Raw genomic sequence first — 19,362 nt, forward strand, 5'->3', positions numbered from 1 at the left:
AGTAATGCAATCTGGTTGTGTGTCAAAATTACCGCTAACGGAAAAGGCTTGGCGAAGAACTGATATTTGAAACCCGTCAGCCAAAACCAGAGTTAAATTTATAATCAAATGTTGATGCTTCTTTTATCAGCTAAATTTATGTTCCTTCCGCTGAAACTGCAGCAAAATAGCAAAACAAAAGCTGATAAAACATTCGTCGGCCAGTTTTTTGCCAAACCAATGTTGGGCGTAGGCTTTTTAGTCAGCGTGTTTTCGGTTGCAATTTTGTTTTGTCCAGATAAGCTTGCAATTGTTCAAAAGTCATTCCTTGTATGTCTTTTGAAATATTCTCTTTAATTTCCCTAAAAAATTTGACAGTGTCAAACTCTTTTTCTTTTTTATCAATTGTTTTCATAACCTACAATTTCTTTTGGTGAACGGATGTCAATGGTTGAATATCCTAACCGTAAATTTACAGAATTGTACCCACGGATTCTATAAACATTTACAATGTGTTTAAAGTTCCAGCTTACTAAAATGTCAACCTTGCTTAAAGTTGCAGTTGCAATGTGGATGCAATCATCTAAACTTGTTTGCCCAACTACATTTTCGTCAATATAAGTTTGGGCAAGTTTTAAAGCTTCCGGCGTAACGCGTATAACTTCTTTTTGTTCATCTTTCAGGTCTTGGAAAAAGTCTTTGACACGTTGTGGCGCTTTTTGAAGTTCGCTTTCTGTCAGGTTTGAATAAACACAGACGATTTGTCCCAAAGCAACTTTTTCAAAAAGCATTGTAGTTTCTTTTTCGAATTCAATATCATATAAACCGCCGAAAACAGAAGTGTCAAAATAGAAGCGTTGGGTCATGGGCGAATTTACGAAAATCAATTTTATGTTCGATAGGTTTCACGTAAGCTTACGCCCAACTCTTTTATTGACGAAAGTCTCATAAATATTATTGAATTCCAATCCATTCCTCAGTCATAACTTTTATTCAAATCGCTATTGCAAACCCGATTAAATTATATTATAATATTTCAAATACTTCTTTTACTACTAATAAACCCTCATCAAACCATATCAATCTCCTGCAAATACAATTGATCAATTGCTTCCGCATATTTCTTCTCAATCACCTTTCTTTTGGCTTTTAAAGTTGGCGTAATTTCGCCTGCTTCCATGCTGAAAGGGTTGCGTTTTACTTTGAAGTTTTTGATCCGTTCAAACTTGGCCAGTTCGTTAGATAGTTTTTTTACATCTTCATTCATCCAATCCACAATACGTTTATCTTCAATAAAAACATCTGGTTGTTCAAAGTAAGCTTCATTTAAACCAAAAGTTTCCTGCAATATTTCTTTGGAAGGAATAATAAAAGCGGTAACATATTCGCGTTTATCGCCGATTAAAAATATCTGTTCTATTTTCGGACTTTTTAAATAGGTGTTTTCTACAGGAGTTGGATAAACATTTTTACCGAAAGAATTAACCAACATGTTTTTTAATCGGTCTGTTATCTGCAAGTTTCCTTTGTAAAAGCGGCCAATATCGCCTGTATGGAACCAGCCATCAGCATCAATTACATTCCGGGTTTCTTCCGGTTTGTTCCAGTAACCTTTCATTACACAATGGCCGCGCGTGATAATTTCGCCTTCTTCTGATTCAAAATCAGGTTTAAAAGTATCGTGGGTTTGGATGGTGTATATTTTTTGGGTATCAATGTTCTGGATTGCTACTTCTATGCGCGGAATAATCCTGCCTACGGTTCCATAAACCTGTCTGTCATATTCGGTAACAGACATTACCGGCGAAGTTTCCGTCAATCCAAATCCTTCCAAAACTTTAATGCCTAAATCTCCAAAAAACTCGCCTACGTTTTTTGGTAAAGCACCTCCGCCGGAGAGCATGAATTTTAATTTTCCGCCTGTTTTTTCTTTAATTTTGCTGAAAACCAATTTGTCCGCTAATTTATTTTCGGCACTTAAAATCAAGCCCGGGTTTTTGCCTGCTTCTTTTAGTACCCTAAATTTCCGGCCTTTCTCTAAACTCCATAAAAATAATTTGGTTTTGATCCCTCCGGAAGCTTGTCCGCTTTTCATAGCACGGTCGTGTATCCTTTCCAGCAACCTGGGTACACAACTTACTACCGTTGGCTTAATTTCGGCCATGTTTTTAGCCAGTAGTTCCAGGCTTTGTGCAAATGCAATTTTAGATCCTGTTGCCAAACAAACGTGGTAGGTTGCCGTACGCTCAAAAACATGTGAAAGCGGTAAAAAGGAAAGGAATACATCCTCTTTAGTGATAACTGTAATCTGGTCCAGAGAGGCACGCACATTTTGCGTTAAGTTATAGTGGGTAAGCATTACACCTTTTGGTGTTCCGGTTGTGCCGGAAGTATAAATTAAAGTAGAAACATCGGAAGTTAAAATGCTTTCGCGACAACTGTTGATGGTTGATAGATAAGCATTTAATACTTGTTTTCCTTCTGTAATTAAAGCTGAAAAGGAAATGATGCCTGCATTAAATTTAGCTTTTTCGGTATATTTCTGATAGTCATCAAAAATTGGGATAATGCGAATTAATTCGGTACAGCTATTGGCAATTTTTAGTATTTTTTTGAGGAGAAACGGACTGCCAATCAATAAAGTTTTAGCGCCGGAATCATTCAGGATATATTCTATTTCTGTTTCTGAAAGGGTAGGATAGATGGAAGTATTTACTGCACCGATTTGCTGCAAAGCCTGATCGTAATATACATAATCCGGGCCGTTATCCAGAATTAGCGCTAAACGATCATTTTTCTTTATCCCCATATCTAAAAAATAGGCAGAAATGGCATTGATCTTTTCCAAAGCTTGTTTGTAAGTAATGTCTTCCCAAACTTCGCCCACTTTATGGGTCATAAAAACAGCACTATCGGGATGGATATGATGAATAATATTTTGTAAAAGACTGGGAACAGTGGAATATTCGGTAACCGGGTTCATGAAACAACAAGTTTATAATGTATAATTTGGCAAGCCAAACTTAAATTATTTACGCACTAAAACAAAAAAGGGGTGCTAAAAGAAGCATCCCTTTTTAAATAATATTTGTAAAGATTTTTATACGGAAAAACTTTCGCCACAACCGCAGGTACGGCTGGCATTTGGATTATGAAAGTTAAAGCCTTTTCCGTTTAAACCGTCAGAAAAATCAAGTTCTGTACCGGCTAAGTAAAGGAAAGATTTCATGTCTAATGATATTTTAATCCCTTTATCTTCAAAAAACTGGTCTCCAGGTTTTATTTCGTTGTCGAAATCGAGTTTATATGACAAACCAGAACATCCTCCACCAGCAACAGAAACCCGCAGAAAATACGATTCGTTCAAGTTTGAAGCTTTAATCAGCTCTTCTACTTTACTTTTTGCTTTATCGGTTACGGTAATCATTTATATGAGTTTTAAGTATTACGTTGTAAGTTTTATGTTGCTCAGCAATACATAAAAAAGTATGCTAAAAACAGTATGAGTGAATTTAAAAGTTGAAGCTTTAAAAACTTACAACCTATAACTCATCACTTACAACTCTCTTAATGGTGTACTTTTTCCGATACTATCGGTGCAAAACCATTTTTAACGCGGTAATCATTGATGGCTGCTTTAATGGCATCTTCTGCCAAAACAGAGCAATGGATTTTTACCGGTGGCAATGCTAATTCTTCAACAATATCCATATTATCAATTTTCATGGCATCGTCAATGCTCTTTCCTTTTAACCATTCGGTTGCCAAAGAAGAAGAAGCAATGGCAGAACCGCAGCCAAAAGTTTTAAATTTTGCGTCTTTTATCACGTTGTTTTCGTCAACTTCAATTTGTAAACGCATTACGTCGCCGCATTCTGGTGCGCCAACTAATCCGGTTCCTACTTTACTGCTGCTTTTATCCAAAGTACCAACGTTACGTGGGTTTGAATAATGATCGATTACTTTATCTGAATAAGCCATAGCTTTAAATTTTAATAGTTGTTTATGTAATTCAAAAATCTTGCCTTTGTATTATTAACAGACAAGATGACAATGCTGTTTTTACCGGGTAAAAATTAGTGTTCTGCCCACTCGATAGAATCCAGGTCGATACCTTCTTTAAACATTTCCCAAAGCGGGGAAAGTTCGCGAAGATGCGTTACTGCATTTTTAGTTACTTCAATTGCGCGGTCAACTTCTGCTTCAGTTGTAAACCTTCCTAAACCAAAACGGATAGAAGAGTGTGCCAGATCATCAGATAAACCTAAGCTTTTCAGAACGTAAGAAGGCTCTAAAGAAGCAGAAGTACAGGCAGATCCTGAAGAAACTGCTAAATCTTTCATCGCCATCATCAAACCTTCACCTTCAACATATTTAAAAGAAATATTTGCAGTGTGAGGCAAACGATGTTCCCGGTTTCCGTTTACGTAAGACTCTTCCAACTCTAATAAAGAATTTTCCAATTTATCACGTAATTTAGAAAGTCTTTCTGCATCCTGTTGCATTTCTAAACGTGCCAGTTCGCAAGCTTTACCTAAACCTACAATCCCCGGAACGTTTAACGTACCAGAACGCATTCCACGCTCGTGGCCGCCGCCGTCCATTTGTGCAGTAACTTTAACACGTGGGTTTTTACGGCGAACATATAAAGCACCAACACCTTTTGGCCCGTACATTTTATGTGCTGATAATGCTAATAAATCAATTCCGTCTGCAATTACGTCAACCGGAATTTTTCCCACAGCCTGAGTTGCGTCAGTCATAAACAAAGCGCCAAACTGATGGGCAATTTTTGCAATTTCTTTAACTGGCTGGATTACACCGATCTCGTTGTTACCATACATGATAGAAACCAGAATAGTTTCCTGCGACATGGCTGCAACCAATTCTTCCAGGTTAATTAGACCATCCGGTTGTGGGGAAAGGTAAGTAACACGTGCGCCCAATTTTTCCAGGTGCTTGCAGGCATCTAAAACAGCTTTATGCTCGGTAGTCATCGTAATAATATGATTACCTTTTTCCTGGTACATTTCAAAAACGCCTTTTAAAGCAAGGTTATCAGATTCTGTAGCACCGGACGTAAAAATGATTTCTTTTTCGTTTGCACCAATTAGCTGGGCAACCTGCTCGCGGGCATAATCAACAGCTTCTTCGGCAACCCAGCCAAAAGCGTGGTTACGGCTGGCAGAATTACCAAATTTTTGTACAAAATAAGGTAACATCGCTTCCAAAACCCGTGGGTCCATCGGCGTAGTAGCATTATTATCAAGATAGATAGGAAGATCCATAGTCTTAATTAGATTAAGTATAAATGTTGACGCAAATATAAGTAATTCTTTTAGGTTAAATTTCCAAATTGCTGCTTAAAAAGCTCTTTCAAAGTCATGAAGTTGCAATTTTAAAAGGAGTTGGTTTCCGGCCTTCAAGTTCATTTATCCCGATTGTGCTAAAATTTGAATTGCTGTTTTTTTAATCTGTAAAAAAAACTATATTTGCGCCTGTTTTTGAAAAGAACTCAACTAAAATGAAAAAAGAAATTCACCCATCCAACTATAGATTAGTGGTTTTTAAAGATATGTCTAACGAATACTCTTTCTTAACTAAGTCTTGTATTGATTCAAAAGAAACCGTTAAATGGGAAGACGGCCAAGAATATCCGTTAGTTAAACTGGAAATTTCCCATACCTCACATCCGTTTTACACTGGTAAAATGAAGTTAGTTGATACAGCAGGACGTATTGATAAATTCCGTACCCGTTACAACAAAAAATAATCTGTTTTTAAAATATTTGACAGTCCCGGTCCTACAGCCGGGACTTTTTTTATTTTTGCCAAATGGGAATTATCCTTTTTGATGGTGCCGAACAACAAACTTTATTGCCGCTCATGTTTACACGACCGGTTGCTGACCTGCGCATCGGGATTCTCACCATTGCCGAAAAATGGCAGAAATACCTTAACCAGCCCATCTCTTTTTTAACGCAACCCTATCTTCAGGAAAAGTTTCCGCTTACAATTGCTGATGAAAATTTACTGATAAACGGTTCTGTTTGCCCCGATGAAGCTTTGGTGGATGCTGTAACTTATTTGCAGGAAGGCGAAGTTTTGAAACAGAACAGTTTTTTGATTGCTGCAAAAGTTTCATCAGGTGATGTTAAAACCTGGCAAGCGGTAATTGCTTCTTTTAAGGCCATAAATTATACGCCTGAATTTGTCCGGTTGGTTTTCCCCGAAGATATTTTTAGGCTGAATGAAACAGAGCTGCGTAAAGATTTTGCTTTTTTAACTAAAGGAAAAACAAGTGCCAGCATCAGTAATACCAATACCATTTTGGGAAATGCTTTTTTTGCAGAAGAAGGTGCAGCAGCAGAATGTGCTACTTTTAACACGCGTTTGGGCCCAATTTATCTCAGTAAAACTTCGGAAGTTTTTGAGGGCGCAAACATACGTGGCAGTTTTTTTCTGGGCGAATGCTCGCAGGTAAAAATGGGTGCTAAAATTTATGGCGCTACTACCGTTGGCCCGCATTGTACTATCGGCGGAGAGGTTAAAAATGCAGTAATCTGGGGTTATTCTTCTAAAGGGCACGAAGGTTATTTAGGAAATTCGGTTTTGGGCGAATGGTGCAACATCGGCGCTGATTCTAATAATTCTAACCTTAAAAATACTTATGCCGAGGTAAAATTGTGGGATTATCCAACCCAAAAACTGCGTGGCACAGGATTGCAGTTTTGTGGATTAATTATGGCTGACCATGCAAAATGCGGTATTAATACTATGTTTAACACTGGTACAGTTGCCGGTGTTAACAGTAATATTTTTGGTGCCGGCTATCCGCAAAAATTTATTCCTGATTTTTCCTGGGGCGGAATTGAGGACACAGAAATTTATGCCATAAACAAAGCATTAGAAACTGCTAAACGTGTTTTTGAACGAAAGAACCGTGAGTTTAATGAAACAGAAGCCAATATCCTAAAACATATTTTTGAATTAACTACACTTAACACATCAAAATAATAAAACTACATGAGACAAAAAATAGTAGCCGGAAACTGGAAAATGAACCTGGAATATAACGAGGGCCTATCCATTTTTTCGGAAGTAATAAACATGGTAAATGATGAAGTTACCGGAAAACAAAGCGCAATTGTGTGCTGCCCATACACTTATTTGCACAGCTTGGCACAATTAGCAAAAAACCATCCTAAGGTTTCTGTTGGTGCACAAAACTGCCATCAGGAAGAAGCAGGTGCTTTTACCGGAGAAATATCTGCCCGGATGATCCGGTCTGTTGGCGCTGAATACGTGATATTGGGCCATTCGGAACGCCGCCAGTATTTTGGTGAAACCAATGAACTGCTGGCTAAAAAAGCAGATGTTGTGCTCAACAACTCTTTAAAACCTATTTTTTGTGTGGGCGAAACACTGGAGGAGCGCGAGTCTGGGCAGCATTTTGAGGTGATTAAAACCCAGTTAAAAGAAGGTATTTTCCATTTATCAACAGAACAATTTGGGCAGGTAATCATTGCTTACGAACCCGTTTGGGCAATTGGGACAGGCAAAACAGCTACTGCACAGCAGGCACAGGAAATCCATGCTTTCATTCGCAATGAAATTGCTGCCAATTACAACCAGGAAGTTGCTGATGACACTACCATTTTGTATGGTGGAAGCTGCAATACTAAAAATGCACATGAGCTTTTTTCCCAGGCAGATATCGACGGCGGACTAATAGGCGGCGCTTCTTTAAAATCCCGTGATTTTGTAGATATTATTAAAGCGTTCAATTAAGTACAGTTGTCAGTTGCGGGTTTTCTGTTGTCGGTTCTTAAACCAATATTATCCTAATAGCTTTTTTACTGCGATACAAACTGACAACAGGCAACATAACACTCACAACTTTCCACAATGAATTACATCGAGCTTCTTTTTACCACTATTTTTCAGGATGAATACCAGCAGGATTTGCTGATGAACGAGCTGGCAGAAGCCGGTTGTGATACTTTTGAAGAAGTTGATTTTGGCTTTAAAGCTTACCTTCCTGCTGCTTTTTTTAATAAGGAAAAGTTGGATGAACGTTTGGAAACTTTCCACGATATGCTGACTTTTTCTTATGAAGTTAACCTTATCCCGCAAAAAAACTGGAATGCTGTCTGGGAAAGCAATTTTCAGCCTATTCAAATAAAAGACCAGGTTTGGGTTCGTGCAACTTTTCATGAACCACGGCCGGATTTTCCTTTTGAAATTGTAATCGATCCTAAAATGGCTTTCGGCACAGGGCATCATCAAACCACTTCCACGATGATGGATTTTATGTTAGATACTGTTTTTACCGGTAAAAAAGTGCTGGATATGGGTTGTGGTACTGGCATTCTGGCTGTTTTGGCAGCAAAAAAAGGCGCAACAGAAATTGTAGCAATTGATTATGACCTGGTTTGCTATGAAAGCACTGTAGAAAATGCAGCATTAAATCATGTTAAAGATATGAGGATTTTATGCGGATCAAAAGAAGCAATACCTGAAGAACAATTTGATATTATCCTCGCAAATATCAACCGAAATATCTTGCTTGACCAGATGGAAACTTACCAGCGCAGTTTAAAGCCTGGTGGGTTGCTGTTTTTAAGCGGTTTTTATGAAGATCCGGACCTGGATATTTTAAAAGCAAAAGCGTCGCAATACCAGTTGCGCTATTTGGAACATAAAAAAAACCAAAACTGGGTTGCAGCAAAATTTATTCTTTAAACTATCGTTAATTTTCTTAGTCTTAAAATAATTAGTTTGGAATAGGATATTCTAACTAAAAATTAACTTCTATTTATACATGAAGGTACATTTTATAGCAATGGGCGGAAGTGCCATGCACAATCTGGCTATTGCTTTACATAAAAAAGGCATTACGGTTACCGGTTCTGATGATGTTTTTACAGAACCATCAAAATCAAGGTTAGACAGGTTTGGACTGCTTCCTGCAAATCAGGGCTGGGATGCAGAAAGAATTACGAATGATTTGGATGCAGTAATCCTTGGCATGCATGCTAAAGCAGATAACCCGGAATTACTGGAAGCTCAGCAAAAAGGTATCCGCATATTTTCTTATCCAGAGTATGTTTACGAGCAGTCCTGCAATAAAACGCGCGTTGTAATAGGAGGGAGCCATGGTAAAACAACCATTACTTCCATGATTTTACATGTGCTAAAAGAAGCATCGGTTGATTTTGACTATCTGGTTGGCGCACAGTTGGAAGGTTTTGATACGATGGTAAAAATTACAGAAGAAGCGCCTTTAATTGTGATTGAAGGAGATGAATACTTGTCTTCACCGATAGACAGAAGGCCAAAGTTTCATCTGTATAAAGCAAATATTGGATTGATCAGCGGTATTGCCTGGGACCATATTAACGTTTTTCCAACTTTTGATATTTATCTGGACCAGTTTGCTTTGTTTATCGATACAATTTCTGAAGATGGAAAACTGATTTATTGTGAACAAGATGAAGTGCTGAAGAAATTGGTAGAAACGCATCCTGCTGCTGTTGAAAAGATTGCTTATCATTTACCTTCTTTTAAAATTAATAACGGCGTTACCAGTTTGGTTTATCAGGGCCAGGCATATCCTTTGCAAGTTTTTGGTGATCATAATTTATTAAATATTGAGGCAGCAAAAGCAGTATGTACTGCATTAAATATAGAGGAAGAAACATTTTACAAGGCCATCAGCAGTTTTAAAGGTGCAGCAAAACGGCTGGAACTAATTGGAAGCAATGCAGAAACTAATGTTTACAAAGATTTTGCCCATTCCCCTTCTAAACTTTCGGCTACCATTAACGCGGTAAAAAACCAGTTTCCCGACCGTAAATTAATAGCTTGTATCGAGCTTCACACTTTTAGCAGCCTGAATAAAGCTTTTCTGCAGGAATATGCAGGCACAATGGACACTGCAACCGATGCAATTGTTTTTATTGATAAACACACGTTTGAACAAAAAAACATGGAACCTTATACCGCGCAGGAAGTAAAAGAGGCATTTGCAAAAGAAGGGCTGCTTTTTTTTGATGATCCGAAATTATTGTTCAGGTATCTTAAACAATTGAATTATAAGGAGAGCAATTTGTTGCTGATGAGTTCGGGCACTTTTGCCGGTACTGATTTGGCCTCATTTACTGAAAGTATTTTATAATGCAATTAATTTTTTCATAAACCAATAACCAATTGCTAAAGTAGCCGTATAAATTGTAACTATTATAAATTGCTTTAAACTAATAATTAAGCTCTATGAAGTCTTTAGGAAAAAAAATCAGGTTGTTACGTCATCAAAAAGGTTGGAGCCAGGAAGATGTAGCTAAACAATTAGATATATCTATACCTGCATTTTCGAAAATTGAAACCGGTATTACAGATATTAATTTATCCAGGCTGGAACAAATTTCGAAACTCTACGAAATGTCTGTGGTACAGTTGTTAACATTTAATGATACAGAGCAGGAACAAAAGTCGGCTTCTGAAATTGAATGTATGCAGAAAAAGCTGTTAGAAAGAGAAGCACAGTTATTGGAGCTGCAAAAAAAGGTGATCGAATTGTATGAAGAGTTAAGGCACCCGAAAGCGATTGCATAGTTATTGTTGCTGTAAATTATCCTGAATTTACTTAAACAAATAACGCATTGTAACGTGTCTTTTCCCAAATTCTACATTCATAGCTTCGTGCAGGGCAAGCATTTTATCATTAAAATCTCCAACCCACGATAGTTCCAGTTCCTTGTATTGTTTTAAAGGAAGCACATATTCTTTCAGTTTGATAAATATTGCCGATTCTAAACCATGTTTCTGGAATTTTTGCTTGGTGCCCATAACCACTGCCCTCATTCGGTCAACACCGTGGTATCTGCGGTAAAGAAATTTTAGTTTGCCAATCAGGTTTAATTTGCCGTTCAGGCCTTTAATCATCTGGTTGGCATCTGGTAACATAACGATAAAAGCAGCAGGTTCTTTATCAATATAAACAAACCATATTAGTTTAGGGTCCATAATTACCTTCATTTTTTCGAAGGTTTCTAATATGGTTTCTTGATTGATAGGGGTAAAGTTTTTAAAATTCTGCCAGGCGTCGTTATAAATCTCGATAAAATCAGCAGCGAAGCTTTTTATTTTTTTAGCATCGAAACTTCTGAATTCATACCCTGGTTTTTTAGTTACCCAATTGGCTATTTTTGTAAAACGCTCTGGAAAAGGTTTGTTCACATCTAAATGATTGCTGATTTGCTCATAAAGGATGTAAAAGCCATAATGATCAAAAAAAGCTTTATAATAAGGATGATGATAGTTCATGCCGAAAGCAGGAACTGTAAAACCTTCTACCAGCAATCCCCAGAAAGAATCGTTCTCGCCGAAGTTGATCGGGCCGTCCATTGCCTGCATACCGTGTTCTTTTAACCATTTTTGTGCGGTATCAAAAAGTTGGAAAGCAACAGTTTCGTCATTAATGCATTCAAAAAAACCAATACCGCCTGTGGGCTGCTCGTTTTGGTAAGCTTTTTTTTCATTAATAAAAGCAGCAATACGGCCAATTAACTCGCCTTTATCGTTCTTAACAACCCAACGTGTACAATCTCCATGCTGGAAAAAGTTATTTTTTTTAGGATCAAAAACAGCTTCTATACTTTCATCAAGCGGACAAATCCAATTCGGATCGTTTTTATAGATAATTTTTGCTGCGTTTAAAAAATCTTTCCGGCTTTTTTTATCCTTTACTTCTGTGATAACCATTTTTCTTCCTTAAAAGCCCAAAGATAAAAAATGCGTTGGCTTTAAGTAGTTTATCCTGTTTTTCCATTTTTAAAACATCCTGCTATACTTTACAATGCTGTTTTTATACCGGTAAAAGCAGTATCAGAATTACCGGCTTTTTTATTTTCAGTTGGATTTATGCAAAAAACAAAATACAATTTACTGCTGCCAAAACAAATGCTGTTCCTGATTAAATAAGTTCGCTTTTTAAAATCTTACTATTTTTAAAATGAGCTTCCTCAACCAATATTTTAATTCCTTTTAGTTAAAAACTATTCTTTAAGGCTTCTAAGTAAATAATATAGTTAGTAGGCACAAACAAAAGCATGCGAACATAGTTTCTCCATTCAAGCAGTATCCGTTGAATATTAGTAGTTGTAAATTAATTGTTTTTTGGCTGTTAATTACTTTTTAAATAACTGAATAATTCGAAACTGCCAATAAACATTAACCGTATATACATTTAATTATCAACTATAAAACTAATAATCAACTAAAAAAATCATGGAAATTTTCACAAAAAAAGGTGATCAGCTCCTAACTTCTCCGGAAGCAGAGCCATCACAAAGAATGCAAAGGAGACAGTTTTTGCGTTATGCAGGTGCAGGTACTGCTGCTGTAGGTTTACTTGCAGCCGAAGCTTGTAAAAAAGACAGGAATTCATACACAGGCGTATATTTAGGAAGCGGCGATATTGGTATTTTAAATTATGCTTATGCTTTAGAGCAACTCGAAGCTGCTTTTTACATACAAGTTGTTGGAAACACTAATTTTAAAACAATTTTTCCAAGTACCAGCGAGCAAAATTTATTTACTGATATCCGTGATCATGAAGTTGCGCATAGAGAATTTTTTAAGGCTGCTTTAGGTACAAGTGCTATACCTGCATTACAGGTTAATTTTACGTCTATTGATTTTACAACTCGTGCAGGTGTGTTAGCTGCTTCAAAATCTTTTGAAGATTTAGGGGTTTCTGCTTATAATGGTGCCGGTTACTTAATTCAAAATCCGGATTATTTAACATTTGCCGGTAAAATTGTTTCTGTTGAAGCAAGACATGCTGCATACATTAGAGATTTGATAGCACCTAACAGCTTTGTTGGAAGCGATGTAGTTGACATTGCTTCAACCGGTAAGGAAATGGAAAGAACTCCGGCACAAGTATTAGCTATCGCTGGTACTTACATCACTACTAAAATTAACGCAGACGATTTACCTACTTCTTAAAAAAAACTAATCATGGACTTATTAAATATAATTGAAGAAATAGAAAAAGTTGATCCTGAATTTCAGGAAAAAATCAGCCCGCGCCGTGCTGCAATAAAGAATATCACCAGCTTTGGTTCAAAGGTAGCTGTTGCTGCTTTGCCCTTTGCTTTAGGTTCTTTGTTTAAGAAAGCTTATGCACAGCAGTCTACAAGCGCTATTGTTGGTGTGTTAAACTATGCGTTACAATTAGAGTTTTTGGAAGCTAATTTTTATAACGCCGGATTAACTTCAACCACATTTGCCACAATGAAAGCTGGTCTTAGTGCAAGCGAATTAGCAGGTTTAACCTTAATACAGACAGACGAAAATAACCACGTGAAATATTTACAAGGTGTAATTACTCAGTTAGGCGGTACACCGGTTAATTTTACAGCTGCAAATTTTGACTTTACTGCCAAAGGAACTTTCCCTATGGTTTACACCAGCAGTGATATCTGGCTGGCTGTTGCCGAAACTTTTGAAGATACAGGCGTAAGAGCTTATAAAGGACAAGCTACAGCTCTACTTCGTAACAAAACTGTTTTAACGGCTGCTTTGAATATCCATTCTGTAGAAGCCCGTCATGCTTCACATTTAAGAATGTTGCGCAGGGCAAGAGGTGTTAGTATTAAACCTTGGATTACCGGTGCAAACGATACAGGTATTGGAACTTCGGTTAATGCCAGCTATGCTGGAGAAGATAATGTGGTTCAAGGTCCGGTTACCATTACAAACTTGCCTGGAGTTAGCGGAAATACATCTGTTAATGCTGCAACAGAGGCTTTTGATGAGCCATTAACTATGCCGCAAGTAGTGCAAATTGTAACGCCATTCTTTAAATAGGAATAGCTTAAAATTTTATAATAAAAAATAGAGCGAAAATTTTTCGCTCTTTTTTTATGCCATAAAAGAAGCATCAATAATTAATCACCTGCTCTTCTAACTGGGCAGGAAGTTCCCGCCACTGGTATTTCTGGTTGCGTAATTGTGGTTCAAAACCTGCTTCAATAATCGCATCCTGTATTCCTTTTGCGGTAAAACGATGCGGTGCGCCGGCTGCTGATACTACATTCTCTTCAATCATAATAGAACCAAAATCATTTGCACCAGCCTGTAAACACAGTTGCGCAACTTGTTTTCCAACCGTTAACCAGGAAGCCTGAATATTTTTAATATTCGGCAGCATAATCCTGCTTAATGCAATCATCCGGATATATTCGTTTCCGCTAACATTATTGGTGATGCCACGGACTTTACGCAGCAAAGTCCCGTCATCCTGAAAAGGCCATGGAATAAAAGCTACAAAACCATAAGCATCAGCAGGTTTTTCGGCTTGTACTTCGCGGATCCAAACCAAATGCTCAAAACGTTCTTCTAACGTTTCTACATGGCCAAACATCATAGTTGCAGAACTTGGCAAATTAAGCTGATGGGCAGCACGCATTACATCCAACCATTCTTTTCCGCCGCATTTTCCTTTTGAGATTAAACGACGGACGCGGTCATTTAAAATTTCTGCGCCTGCTCCGGGAAGCGAATCTAAACCTGCTTCTTTTAAGGCAGATAAAACTTCTGTATGGCTTAACTTGTCCAATTTGGCAATATGTGCAATTTCCGGCGGACCCAAAGAATGTAGTTTTAAATCAGGATAAAGCTCTTTTAATTGCTTAAATAAATCTACATAAAACTGTAAACCCAAATCGGGATGGTGGCCGCCCTGTAACAGCAACTGGTCTCCACCGTAACGAAAAGTTTCTTCAATTTTTTGTTTGTAGGTTTCTATGTCGGTAATGTAACTGTCTTCGTGTCCCGGCCGCCGAAAAAAGTTACAGAACTTGCAGTTGGCAATACAAACATTGGTCGTGTTTACATTTCGGTCTATTTGCCAGGTAACTTTGCCGTGAGGGACCTGGATTTTTCTTAACTCATTGGCCGTAAACATCAGTTCGGCTGTAGAAGCATTGTTGTAAAGAAAAAGGCCTTCTTCAACCGTTAAAAACTCAAACTTGCTTACGCGGCCTAACAGTTCTGCTGTTTTCATAATAACAAAGATAAGTAGAAGCAGTTGATATAAAATAAATGCTGAATTAAACTTACAATCCGGTGGAGAAGGAGAGAAGCATCAGCAAAATATGCTGATTTTTAGGTGATAAAAGAAGCATTGTGATTGTCATCCTGAACTTGTTTCAGGATTCTCAGGATCTATAAAGATGCTTTTCACGAGAGGACCTGAAACAAGTTCAGGACAACAGAACTTAATTCAATATTAATTTTTAGGCGATAAAAGAAGCATCGGTAATAATTAAAGCTTTTTAGTTTTTCATCGGATCATTACGCCAGGTTTATTTAAAACCGGTAAACGGATAAAGTTGGATTCGACAATACTTTCGGGCAGAAAAATAAATTTTTTATCGAAAATCTGGTCTTTGATATAATAGCTCAGCCAGTATTCGTTGTTAAGGCCAAAAGTTTGTTCGTCAATTGGTTCAATCAAAGCAAAACTCCGGGCTTCTACTTTTGGAAAAACATGACGTAATGTAGAGGTTTTTACTTCTTCGCCATCTTTGTAACCGTATCCGCGGGAAGTAATCAGCGCATTTTCAATTTCCTGGTTTTTTAGGTTGATGAGGTAAACATACCAAACTTTACTTTCCACGTTTTCAGCTTCCAGTGCTACGGCAATAGCTACGTCTTCAACTTTATTTTGAGGCAGGTCTTTAAGCATTTAATATTACAAAGTAAACCTGTTAACTAATGCCAACAGGTTGAGATTATTTTTTCTTAGCAAATTTTTTCGCCGGTTTTTTAGGCTCTTTTTCAGCAGCATCTGCTAAAACTTTACAATCTTCGTAGGTCAGTTCTGCTGCTTCTTTTCCTTTTGGGATTTTTACGTTGAGTTTTCCGGATTTGATGTACGGTCCCCAACGTCCATTTTCAATACGCATTTCCGGATCTTCTTTAAAAGATTTGATCAGCTTATCTGCATCGGCCTGGCGTTTGTTTTCAATAATTTCGATACCGGCTTTTTCATCTACATCCAAAGGGTCAACACCTTTTGGCAGCGAATAAAACATGCTGTTATGGCGGATATAAGGCCCAAATTTACCGATGGCAACCGTCATCTCTTTATCTTCAAAAACACCGATCTTTTTCGGAAGCTTAAACAGTTCAAGCGCTTCTTCTAAAGTAATGGTTTCAATCATTTGTCCGGCACGAAGACTGGCATAAGCAGGTTTTTCTTCACCTTCCACGGCTTCGCCAATTTGTACAAATGGCCCGTAACGGCCAATTCGTACAGATACTTTTTTGTCGCTTTTTGGGTCGATTCCTAAATCGCGTTCGCCTCTTGCCTTATCAGCCGTTTTAATGGTTTCTTCTACTTCCTGATGAAAAGGCTCATAAAATTTATGGAGCATTTTTGTCCAGTCTTCCAAACCTTGTGCAATTTCATCAAACTTTTTTTCTACGCCTGCTGTAAAATGATAATCTACAATGCCGTTAAAATGCTGTACCAGAAAATCATTTACCACAACACCAATATCTGTCGGGAATAATTTTGCTTTTTCGGCACCTGTAATTTCTGATTTCTGCTCTTTAACAACTTTTTTATTTATCAGCGTTAACACATGGTAATTGCGCGTTTTGCCTTCGCGGTCTTCCTTTACTACATAACCACGGTTTTGGATGGTAGAAATAGTAGGAGCGTAGGTTGATGGCCGGCCGATGCCCAGTTCTTCCAGTTTTTTAACTAAGCTTGCTTCGGTATTTCGGGCTGGCGGACGGGTAAAACGTTCAGTTGCATTCAAATCCCGCAGGTTTAACTGCTGGCCTTTTGTTAGCGGCGGTAAAATGGCATTCTCACTGTTGTGATCGTTTTTGTTTTCCTCTTCCTCATCAGATGATTCTAAGTAAACTTTTAAAAAACCGTCAAACCTTAATACTTCGCCGTTTGCAACCAGCTCATCTTTCCTGGTCGAGATGCTGATTTTAGCAGTTGTTTTTTCAAATAAAGCTTCGCTCATTTGCGAAGCGATAGAACGTTTCCAGATCAGTTCATACAAACGTACTTCAGCAGAATCGCCATCGGTAGTATGATGGTTGAAGTAGGTTGGACGAATAGCTTCGTGTGCTTCCTGTGCACCGGCTGATTTGGTTTTATATTTTCTGAACTGATAATATTTCTCGCCAAAGGCAGAATTAATTTCTTTTGCTGCTGCGTCCAAAGCTGTATCCGATAAGTTAACCGAATCGGTACGCATATAAGTAATCTTTCCGGATTCGTATAAACGTTGTGCTAAAGACATTGTTCTGGATACCGAAAAGCCCAGTTTTCTGCTTGCTTCCTGTTGCAATGTAGAAGTAGTAAATGGTGCAGCCGGGGCACGTTTAGAAGGTTTGGTTTCTAAACTGCTAATGTTGAAGATAGCATCGGCACAATCATTCAGAAATTTTTCTGCATCGCTTTGCTGTACAAAACGTGTTGGTAACTCTGCTTTAAATACTTCCCTGTTTTTTCCGGTGGTAAAAACAGCAACCACGCGGTAAGCAGCTTCAGGTTTAAATTTGTTGATTTCCCGTTCGCGCTCTACAATTAACCGGACCGCAACAGATTGTACGCGTCCTGCAGAAAGTGAAGGTTTTATCTTTTTCCATAGCACAGGAGACAGTTCAAAACCAACCAAACGGTCTAATACCCGGCGTGCCTGTTGGGCATTTACTAAGTTATAATCTATTTTTCGTGGAGATTCAATCGCTTTTAAAATTGCCGGTTTGGTAATTTCATGAAAAACAATACGGCGGGTATTGGCATCTTTTAAACCTAAAGTTTCAAACAAATGCCAGGAAATGGCTTCGCCTTCACGGTCTTCATCGGAAGCGAGCCATATAATGTCTGCTTCTTTAGCTAATTTCTTTAACTCGTTCACCACCTGCTTTTTATCAGCAGGAACTTCATATTTTTGTGTAAAGCCGTTAGCAATATCAATGGCGTCTTCAGATTTTACTAAATCGCGAATATGTCCATAGCTCGATTTCACAGTAAAATCTTTGCCCAGATATCCTTCAATGGTTTTGGCTTTTGCCGGTGATTCTACAATTAGTAAATTTTTTGCCATTTAATAGGATAGTTTTTGCAAAGTAAGCATATACAAACTCCAAACGCAATATTTGCTGCTATTTATTATATATAGCAAAATTGCATTTAGAAAAAAGTATCGATAAAAGAAGTAGTTGATATTGTTATCGGTCAAATTAAAAATCCTCCGCCCAGCAGATCATTCCCTTCATAAAAAACAGCTGATTGTCCAGGTGCAATACCTGCAACTTTGTGATGAAAATCTATTTTCAGATGGTCGTTCATTTGAGTAACTGTACTTAAAGCCCCCTGGTCTTTATAACGTATTTTGGTAATTGCATCAACGCTGTTATTCAAATTATCGTATTTGATCAGATTAAAATCACGTACCCAGGCTTCACTGCTTTCCAAGTCTTCCTGTTCACCTAAAACAACAGTATTTGTATTTGGGTCGATTTTAGTAACAAACATCGGTTTTCCTAAAGCAATACCCAAACCTTTGCGTTGGCCGATCGTGTAAAAAGGATAGCCCTGATGCTTGCCAACTATTGTTCCGTCACCTAAAACAAAATTTCCGCCTGCAACCCTTTCTTCCAGATCTTCTACCTGATGCTTTAAAAAGGCACGGTAATCGTTATCAGGCACAAAACAAATTTCATAGCTTTCGCTTTTGTTAGCCAGTTCTAACTGCCCCATTTCTACGGCCATACTCTTAATCTCAGCTTTAGTGTACGATCCTAGTGGAAAATGGGTCCGGGCTAAGTTTTTTTGAGAAACGCCCCATAAAACATAAGATTGGTCTTTGTGTTCGTCGCGGCCTTTAGAAATTACATAACGGCCGTTATGCTGCTTCCTGATATTAGCGTAATGGCCTGTTGCAATAAATTCGCAGTCTAATTTGTCCGCTCTTTTTAATAAAGCTTCCCATTTAATGTGGGTGTTGCAGAGCACGCAGGGGTTTGGTGTACGGCCTGAGAGGTATTCACCTACAAAATTATTGATGATAGAACCACCAAATTCGCTTCGGATATCCAGGATGTAATGCGGAAAACCATATCCAACAGCCAGTGCACGCGCATCATTGATGCTATCTAAACTGCAACAGCCTGTTTCTTTAGAACTGGAGCCGGAGGAAGCATAATCCCAGGTTTTCATGGTCAGGCCAATCACTTCGTAGCCCTGCTCGTGCAGCATTACTGCTGCTACCGAACTATCAACCCCGCCGCTCATGGCTACTAATATTCTTCCGTGCTTACTCATCTGTAATTTAAAGT

Annotated in this window: 19 protein-coding genes; 8 read left to right on the top strand and 11 right to left on the bottom strand. The window is 38.0% G+C overall.

Annotation, left to right across the window (positions count from 1 at the left end; genetic code table 11):
* Positions 1-241: 241 nt before the first annotated feature.
* The 6 genes from GO621_RS18855 to GO621_RS12420 all read right to left on the bottom strand — a co-directional run bounded on the left by GO621_RS18855 (position 242) and on the right by GO621_RS12420 (position 5,267).
* A complete protein-coding gene (locus GO621_RS18855) occupies positions 242-394 on the bottom strand; it encodes a hypothetical protein (RefSeq protein WP_198170234.1) in 153 nt (50 codons plus the stop codon).
* A complete protein-coding gene (locus GO621_RS12400; RefSeq protein WP_157567471.1) occupies positions 381-845 on the bottom strand; it encodes a PIN domain-containing protein in 465 nt (154 codons plus the stop codon). The genes GO621_RS18855 and GO621_RS12400 overlap by 14 nt, the downstream gene beginning before the upstream one ends.
* 203 nt (positions 846-1,048) lie before the next feature.
* A complete protein-coding gene (locus GO621_RS12405) occupies positions 1,049-2,962 on the bottom strand; it encodes an AMP-dependent synthetase/ligase (protein ID WP_157567472.1) in 1,914 nt (637 codons plus the stop codon).
* A 117-nt stretch (positions 2,963-3,079) separates the two neighbouring features.
* Complete coding sequence (locus GO621_RS12410; protein ID WP_157567473.1) at positions 3,080-3,406, bottom strand: HesB/IscA family protein; 327 nt, start codon at positions 3,404-3,406, stop codon at positions 3,080-3,082.
* Between the two features lie 140 nt (positions 3,407-3,546).
* Entirely contained in the window at positions 3,547-3,960 is a 414-nt protein-coding gene (gene iscU / locus GO621_RS12415) for a Fe-S cluster assembly scaffold IscU (RefSeq protein ID WP_157567474.1), read from the bottom strand.
* Between the two features lie 95 nt (positions 3,961-4,055).
* Positions 4,056-5,267, bottom strand: a complete 1,212-nt coding sequence (locus GO621_RS12420) for an IscS subfamily cysteine desulfurase (RefSeq protein WP_157567475.1) — start codon at positions 5,265-5,267, stop codon at positions 4,056-4,058.
* 236 nt (positions 5,268-5,503) lie between these two features.
* Here GO621_RS12420 and GO621_RS12425 point away from each other — a divergent pair, with 236 nt between their 5' ends.
* The 6 genes from GO621_RS12425 to GO621_RS12450 all read left to right on the top strand — a co-directional run bounded on the left by GO621_RS12425 (position 5,504) and on the right by GO621_RS12450 (position 10,596).
* On the top strand, positions 5,504-5,752 hold the full coding sequence (locus GO621_RS12425) for a type B 50S ribosomal protein L31 (RefSeq protein ID WP_157567477.1): 249 nt from the start codon (positions 5,504-5,506) through the stop codon (positions 5,750-5,752).
* A 62-nt stretch (positions 5,753-5,814) separates the two neighbouring features.
* Positions 5,815-6,996, top strand: coding sequence for a putative sugar nucleotidyl transferase (locus GO621_RS12430; protein WP_157567479.1), 1,182 nt, complete (start codon positions 5,815-5,817; stop codon positions 6,994-6,996).
* A gap of 9 nt (positions 6,997-7,005) precedes the next feature.
* Positions 7,006-7,770 carry a triose-phosphate isomerase gene (gene tpiA / locus GO621_RS12435; RefSeq protein ID WP_157567482.1) on the top strand — a complete coding sequence of 255 codons (765 nt, stop codon included), beginning with the start codon at positions 7,006-7,008 and terminating at the stop codon, positions 7,768-7,770.
* 117 nt (positions 7,771-7,887) lie between these two features.
* A complete protein-coding gene (gene prmA / locus GO621_RS12440) occupies positions 7,888-8,724 on the top strand; it encodes a 50S ribosomal protein L11 methyltransferase (RefSeq protein ID WP_157567484.1) in 837 nt (278 codons plus the stop codon).
* A gap of 79 nt (positions 8,725-8,803) precedes the next feature.
* Complete coding sequence (locus tag GO621_RS12445) at positions 8,804-10,159, top strand: UDP-N-acetylmuramate--L-alanine ligase (protein ID WP_157567486.1); 1,356 nt, start codon at positions 8,804-8,806, stop codon at positions 10,157-10,159.
* A gap of 95 nt (positions 10,160-10,254) precedes the next feature.
* The gene (locus GO621_RS12450; RefSeq protein WP_157567488.1) at positions 10,255-10,596 is read left to right on the top strand and encodes a helix-turn-helix domain-containing protein; all 342 of its coding nucleotides are present in this window, start codon (positions 10,255-10,257) and stop codon (positions 10,594-10,596) included.
* A 27-nt stretch (positions 10,597-10,623) separates the two neighbouring features.
* Here the strand turns inward: GO621_RS12450 and GO621_RS12455 are convergent, their stop codons facing one another.
* Positions 10,624-11,745: a GNAT family N-acetyltransferase gene (locus GO621_RS12455; RefSeq protein WP_157567490.1), complete on the bottom strand. Its 1,122-nt coding sequence runs from the start codon at positions 11,743-11,745 to the stop codon at positions 10,624-10,626.
* A 525-nt stretch (positions 11,746-12,270) separates the two neighbouring features.
* Between GO621_RS12455 and GO621_RS12460 the strand changes: the two genes are divergently transcribed.
* Both GO621_RS12460 and GO621_RS12465 read left to right on the top strand, forming a co-directional pair.
* Positions 12,271-12,993: a ferritin-like domain-containing protein gene (locus GO621_RS12460; protein ID WP_157567492.1), complete on the top strand. Its 723-nt coding sequence runs from the start codon at positions 12,271-12,273 to the stop codon at positions 12,991-12,993.
* Between the two features lie 12 nt (positions 12,994-13,005).
* On the top strand, positions 13,006-13,857 hold the full coding sequence (locus GO621_RS12465; RefSeq protein ID WP_157567494.1) for a ferritin-like domain-containing protein: 852 nt from the start codon (positions 13,006-13,008) through the stop codon (positions 13,855-13,857).
* 73 nt (positions 13,858-13,930) lie between these two features.
* On the opposite strand, the gene mqnC is transcribed toward GO621_RS12465, so the two are convergent.
* The 4 genes from mqnC to mnmA form a co-directional block, all read right to left on the bottom strand.
* Positions 13,931-15,055, bottom strand: coding sequence for a cyclic dehypoxanthinyl futalosine synthase (mqnC, locus tag GO621_RS12470; protein ID WP_157567496.1), 1,125 nt, complete (start codon positions 15,053-15,055; stop codon positions 13,931-13,933).
* Positions 15,056-15,334: 279 nt separating this feature from the next.
* On the bottom strand, positions 15,335-15,739 hold the full coding sequence (locus GO621_RS12475; RefSeq protein WP_157567498.1) for a hypothetical protein: 405 nt from the start codon (positions 15,737-15,739) through the stop codon (positions 15,335-15,337).
* A gap of 46 nt (positions 15,740-15,785) precedes the next feature.
* Entirely contained in the window at positions 15,786-18,128 is a 2,343-nt protein-coding gene (gene topA, locus GO621_RS12480; RefSeq protein WP_157567500.1) for a type I DNA topoisomerase, read from the bottom strand.
* Between the two features lie 131 nt (positions 18,129-18,259).
* Positions 18,260-19,348 (bottom strand): tRNA 2-thiouridine(34) synthase MnmA, encoded by a 1,089-nt coding sequence (mnmA, locus tag GO621_RS12485; protein WP_157567502.1) that lies wholly within the window; start codon positions 19,346-19,348, stop codon positions 18,260-18,262.
* Positions 19,349-19,362: the final 14 nt, after the last annotated feature.

This window comes from Mucilaginibacter arboris, assembly GCF_009754915.1.
GTDB lineage: Bacteria > Bacteroidota > Bacteroidia > Sphingobacteriales > Sphingobacteriaceae > Mucilaginibacter_A > Mucilaginibacter_A arboris.

Excerpts from the sequence above, each read along its gene's own strand:
- GO621_RS18855 (WP_198170234.1), bottom strand. The coding sequence starts at position 394 with ATGAAAACAATTGATAAAAAAGAAAAAGAGTTTGACACTGTCAAATTT.
- GO621_RS12400 (WP_157567471.1), bottom strand. The coding sequence starts at position 845 with ATGACCCAACGCTTCTATTTTGACACTTCTGTTTTCGGCGGTTTATAT.
- GO621_RS12405 (WP_157567472.1), bottom strand. The coding sequence starts at position 2,962 with ATGAACCCGGTTACCGAATATTCCACTGTTCCCAGTCTTTTACAAAAT.
- GO621_RS12410 (WP_157567473.1), bottom strand. The coding sequence starts at position 3,406 with ATGATTACCGTAACCGATAAAGCAAAAAGTAAAGTAGAAGAGCTGATT.
- iscU (WP_157567474.1), bottom strand. The coding sequence starts at position 3,960 with ATGGCTTATTCAGATAAAGTAATCGATCATTATTCAAACCCACGTAAC.
- GO621_RS12420 (WP_157567475.1), bottom strand. The coding sequence starts at position 5,267 with ATGGATCTTCCTATCTATCTTGATAATAATGCTACTACGCCGATGGAC.
- GO621_RS12425 (WP_157567477.1), top strand. The coding sequence starts at position 5,504 with ATGAAAAAAGAAATTCACCCATCCAACTATAGATTAGTGGTTTTTAAA.
- GO621_RS12430 (WP_157567479.1), top strand. The coding sequence starts at position 5,815 with ATGGGAATTATCCTTTTTGATGGTGCCGAACAACAAACTTTATTGCCG.
- tpiA (WP_157567482.1), top strand. The coding sequence starts at position 7,006 with ATGAGACAAAAAATAGTAGCCGGAAACTGGAAAATGAACCTGGAATAT.
- prmA (WP_157567484.1), top strand. The coding sequence starts at position 7,888 with ATGAATTACATCGAGCTTCTTTTTACCACTATTTTTCAGGATGAATAC.
- GO621_RS12445 (WP_157567486.1), top strand. The coding sequence starts at position 8,804 with ATGAAGGTACATTTTATAGCAATGGGCGGAAGTGCCATGCACAATCTG.
- GO621_RS12450 (WP_157567488.1), top strand. The coding sequence starts at position 10,255 with ATGAAGTCTTTAGGAAAAAAAATCAGGTTGTTACGTCATCAAAAAGGT.
- GO621_RS12455 (WP_157567490.1), bottom strand. The coding sequence starts at position 11,745 with ATGGTTATCACAGAAGTAAAGGATAAAAAAAGCCGGAAAGATTTTTTA.
- GO621_RS12460 (WP_157567492.1), top strand. The coding sequence starts at position 12,271 with ATGGAAATTTTCACAAAAAAAGGTGATCAGCTCCTAACTTCTCCGGAA.
- GO621_RS12465 (WP_157567494.1), top strand. The coding sequence starts at position 13,006 with ATGGACTTATTAAATATAATTGAAGAAATAGAAAAAGTTGATCCTGAA.
- mqnC (WP_157567496.1), bottom strand. The coding sequence starts at position 15,055 with ATGAAAACAGCAGAACTGTTAGGCCGCGTAAGCAAGTTTGAGTTTTTA.
- GO621_RS12475 (WP_157567498.1), bottom strand. The coding sequence starts at position 15,739 with ATGCTTAAAGACCTGCCTCAAAATAAAGTTGAAGACGTAGCTATTGCC.
- topA (WP_157567500.1), bottom strand. The coding sequence starts at position 18,128 with ATGGCAAAAAATTTACTAATTGTAGAATCACCGGCAAAAGCCAAAACC.
- mnmA (WP_157567502.1), bottom strand. The coding sequence starts at position 19,348 with ATGAGTAAGCACGGAAGAATATTAGTAGCCATGAGCGGCGGGGTTGAT.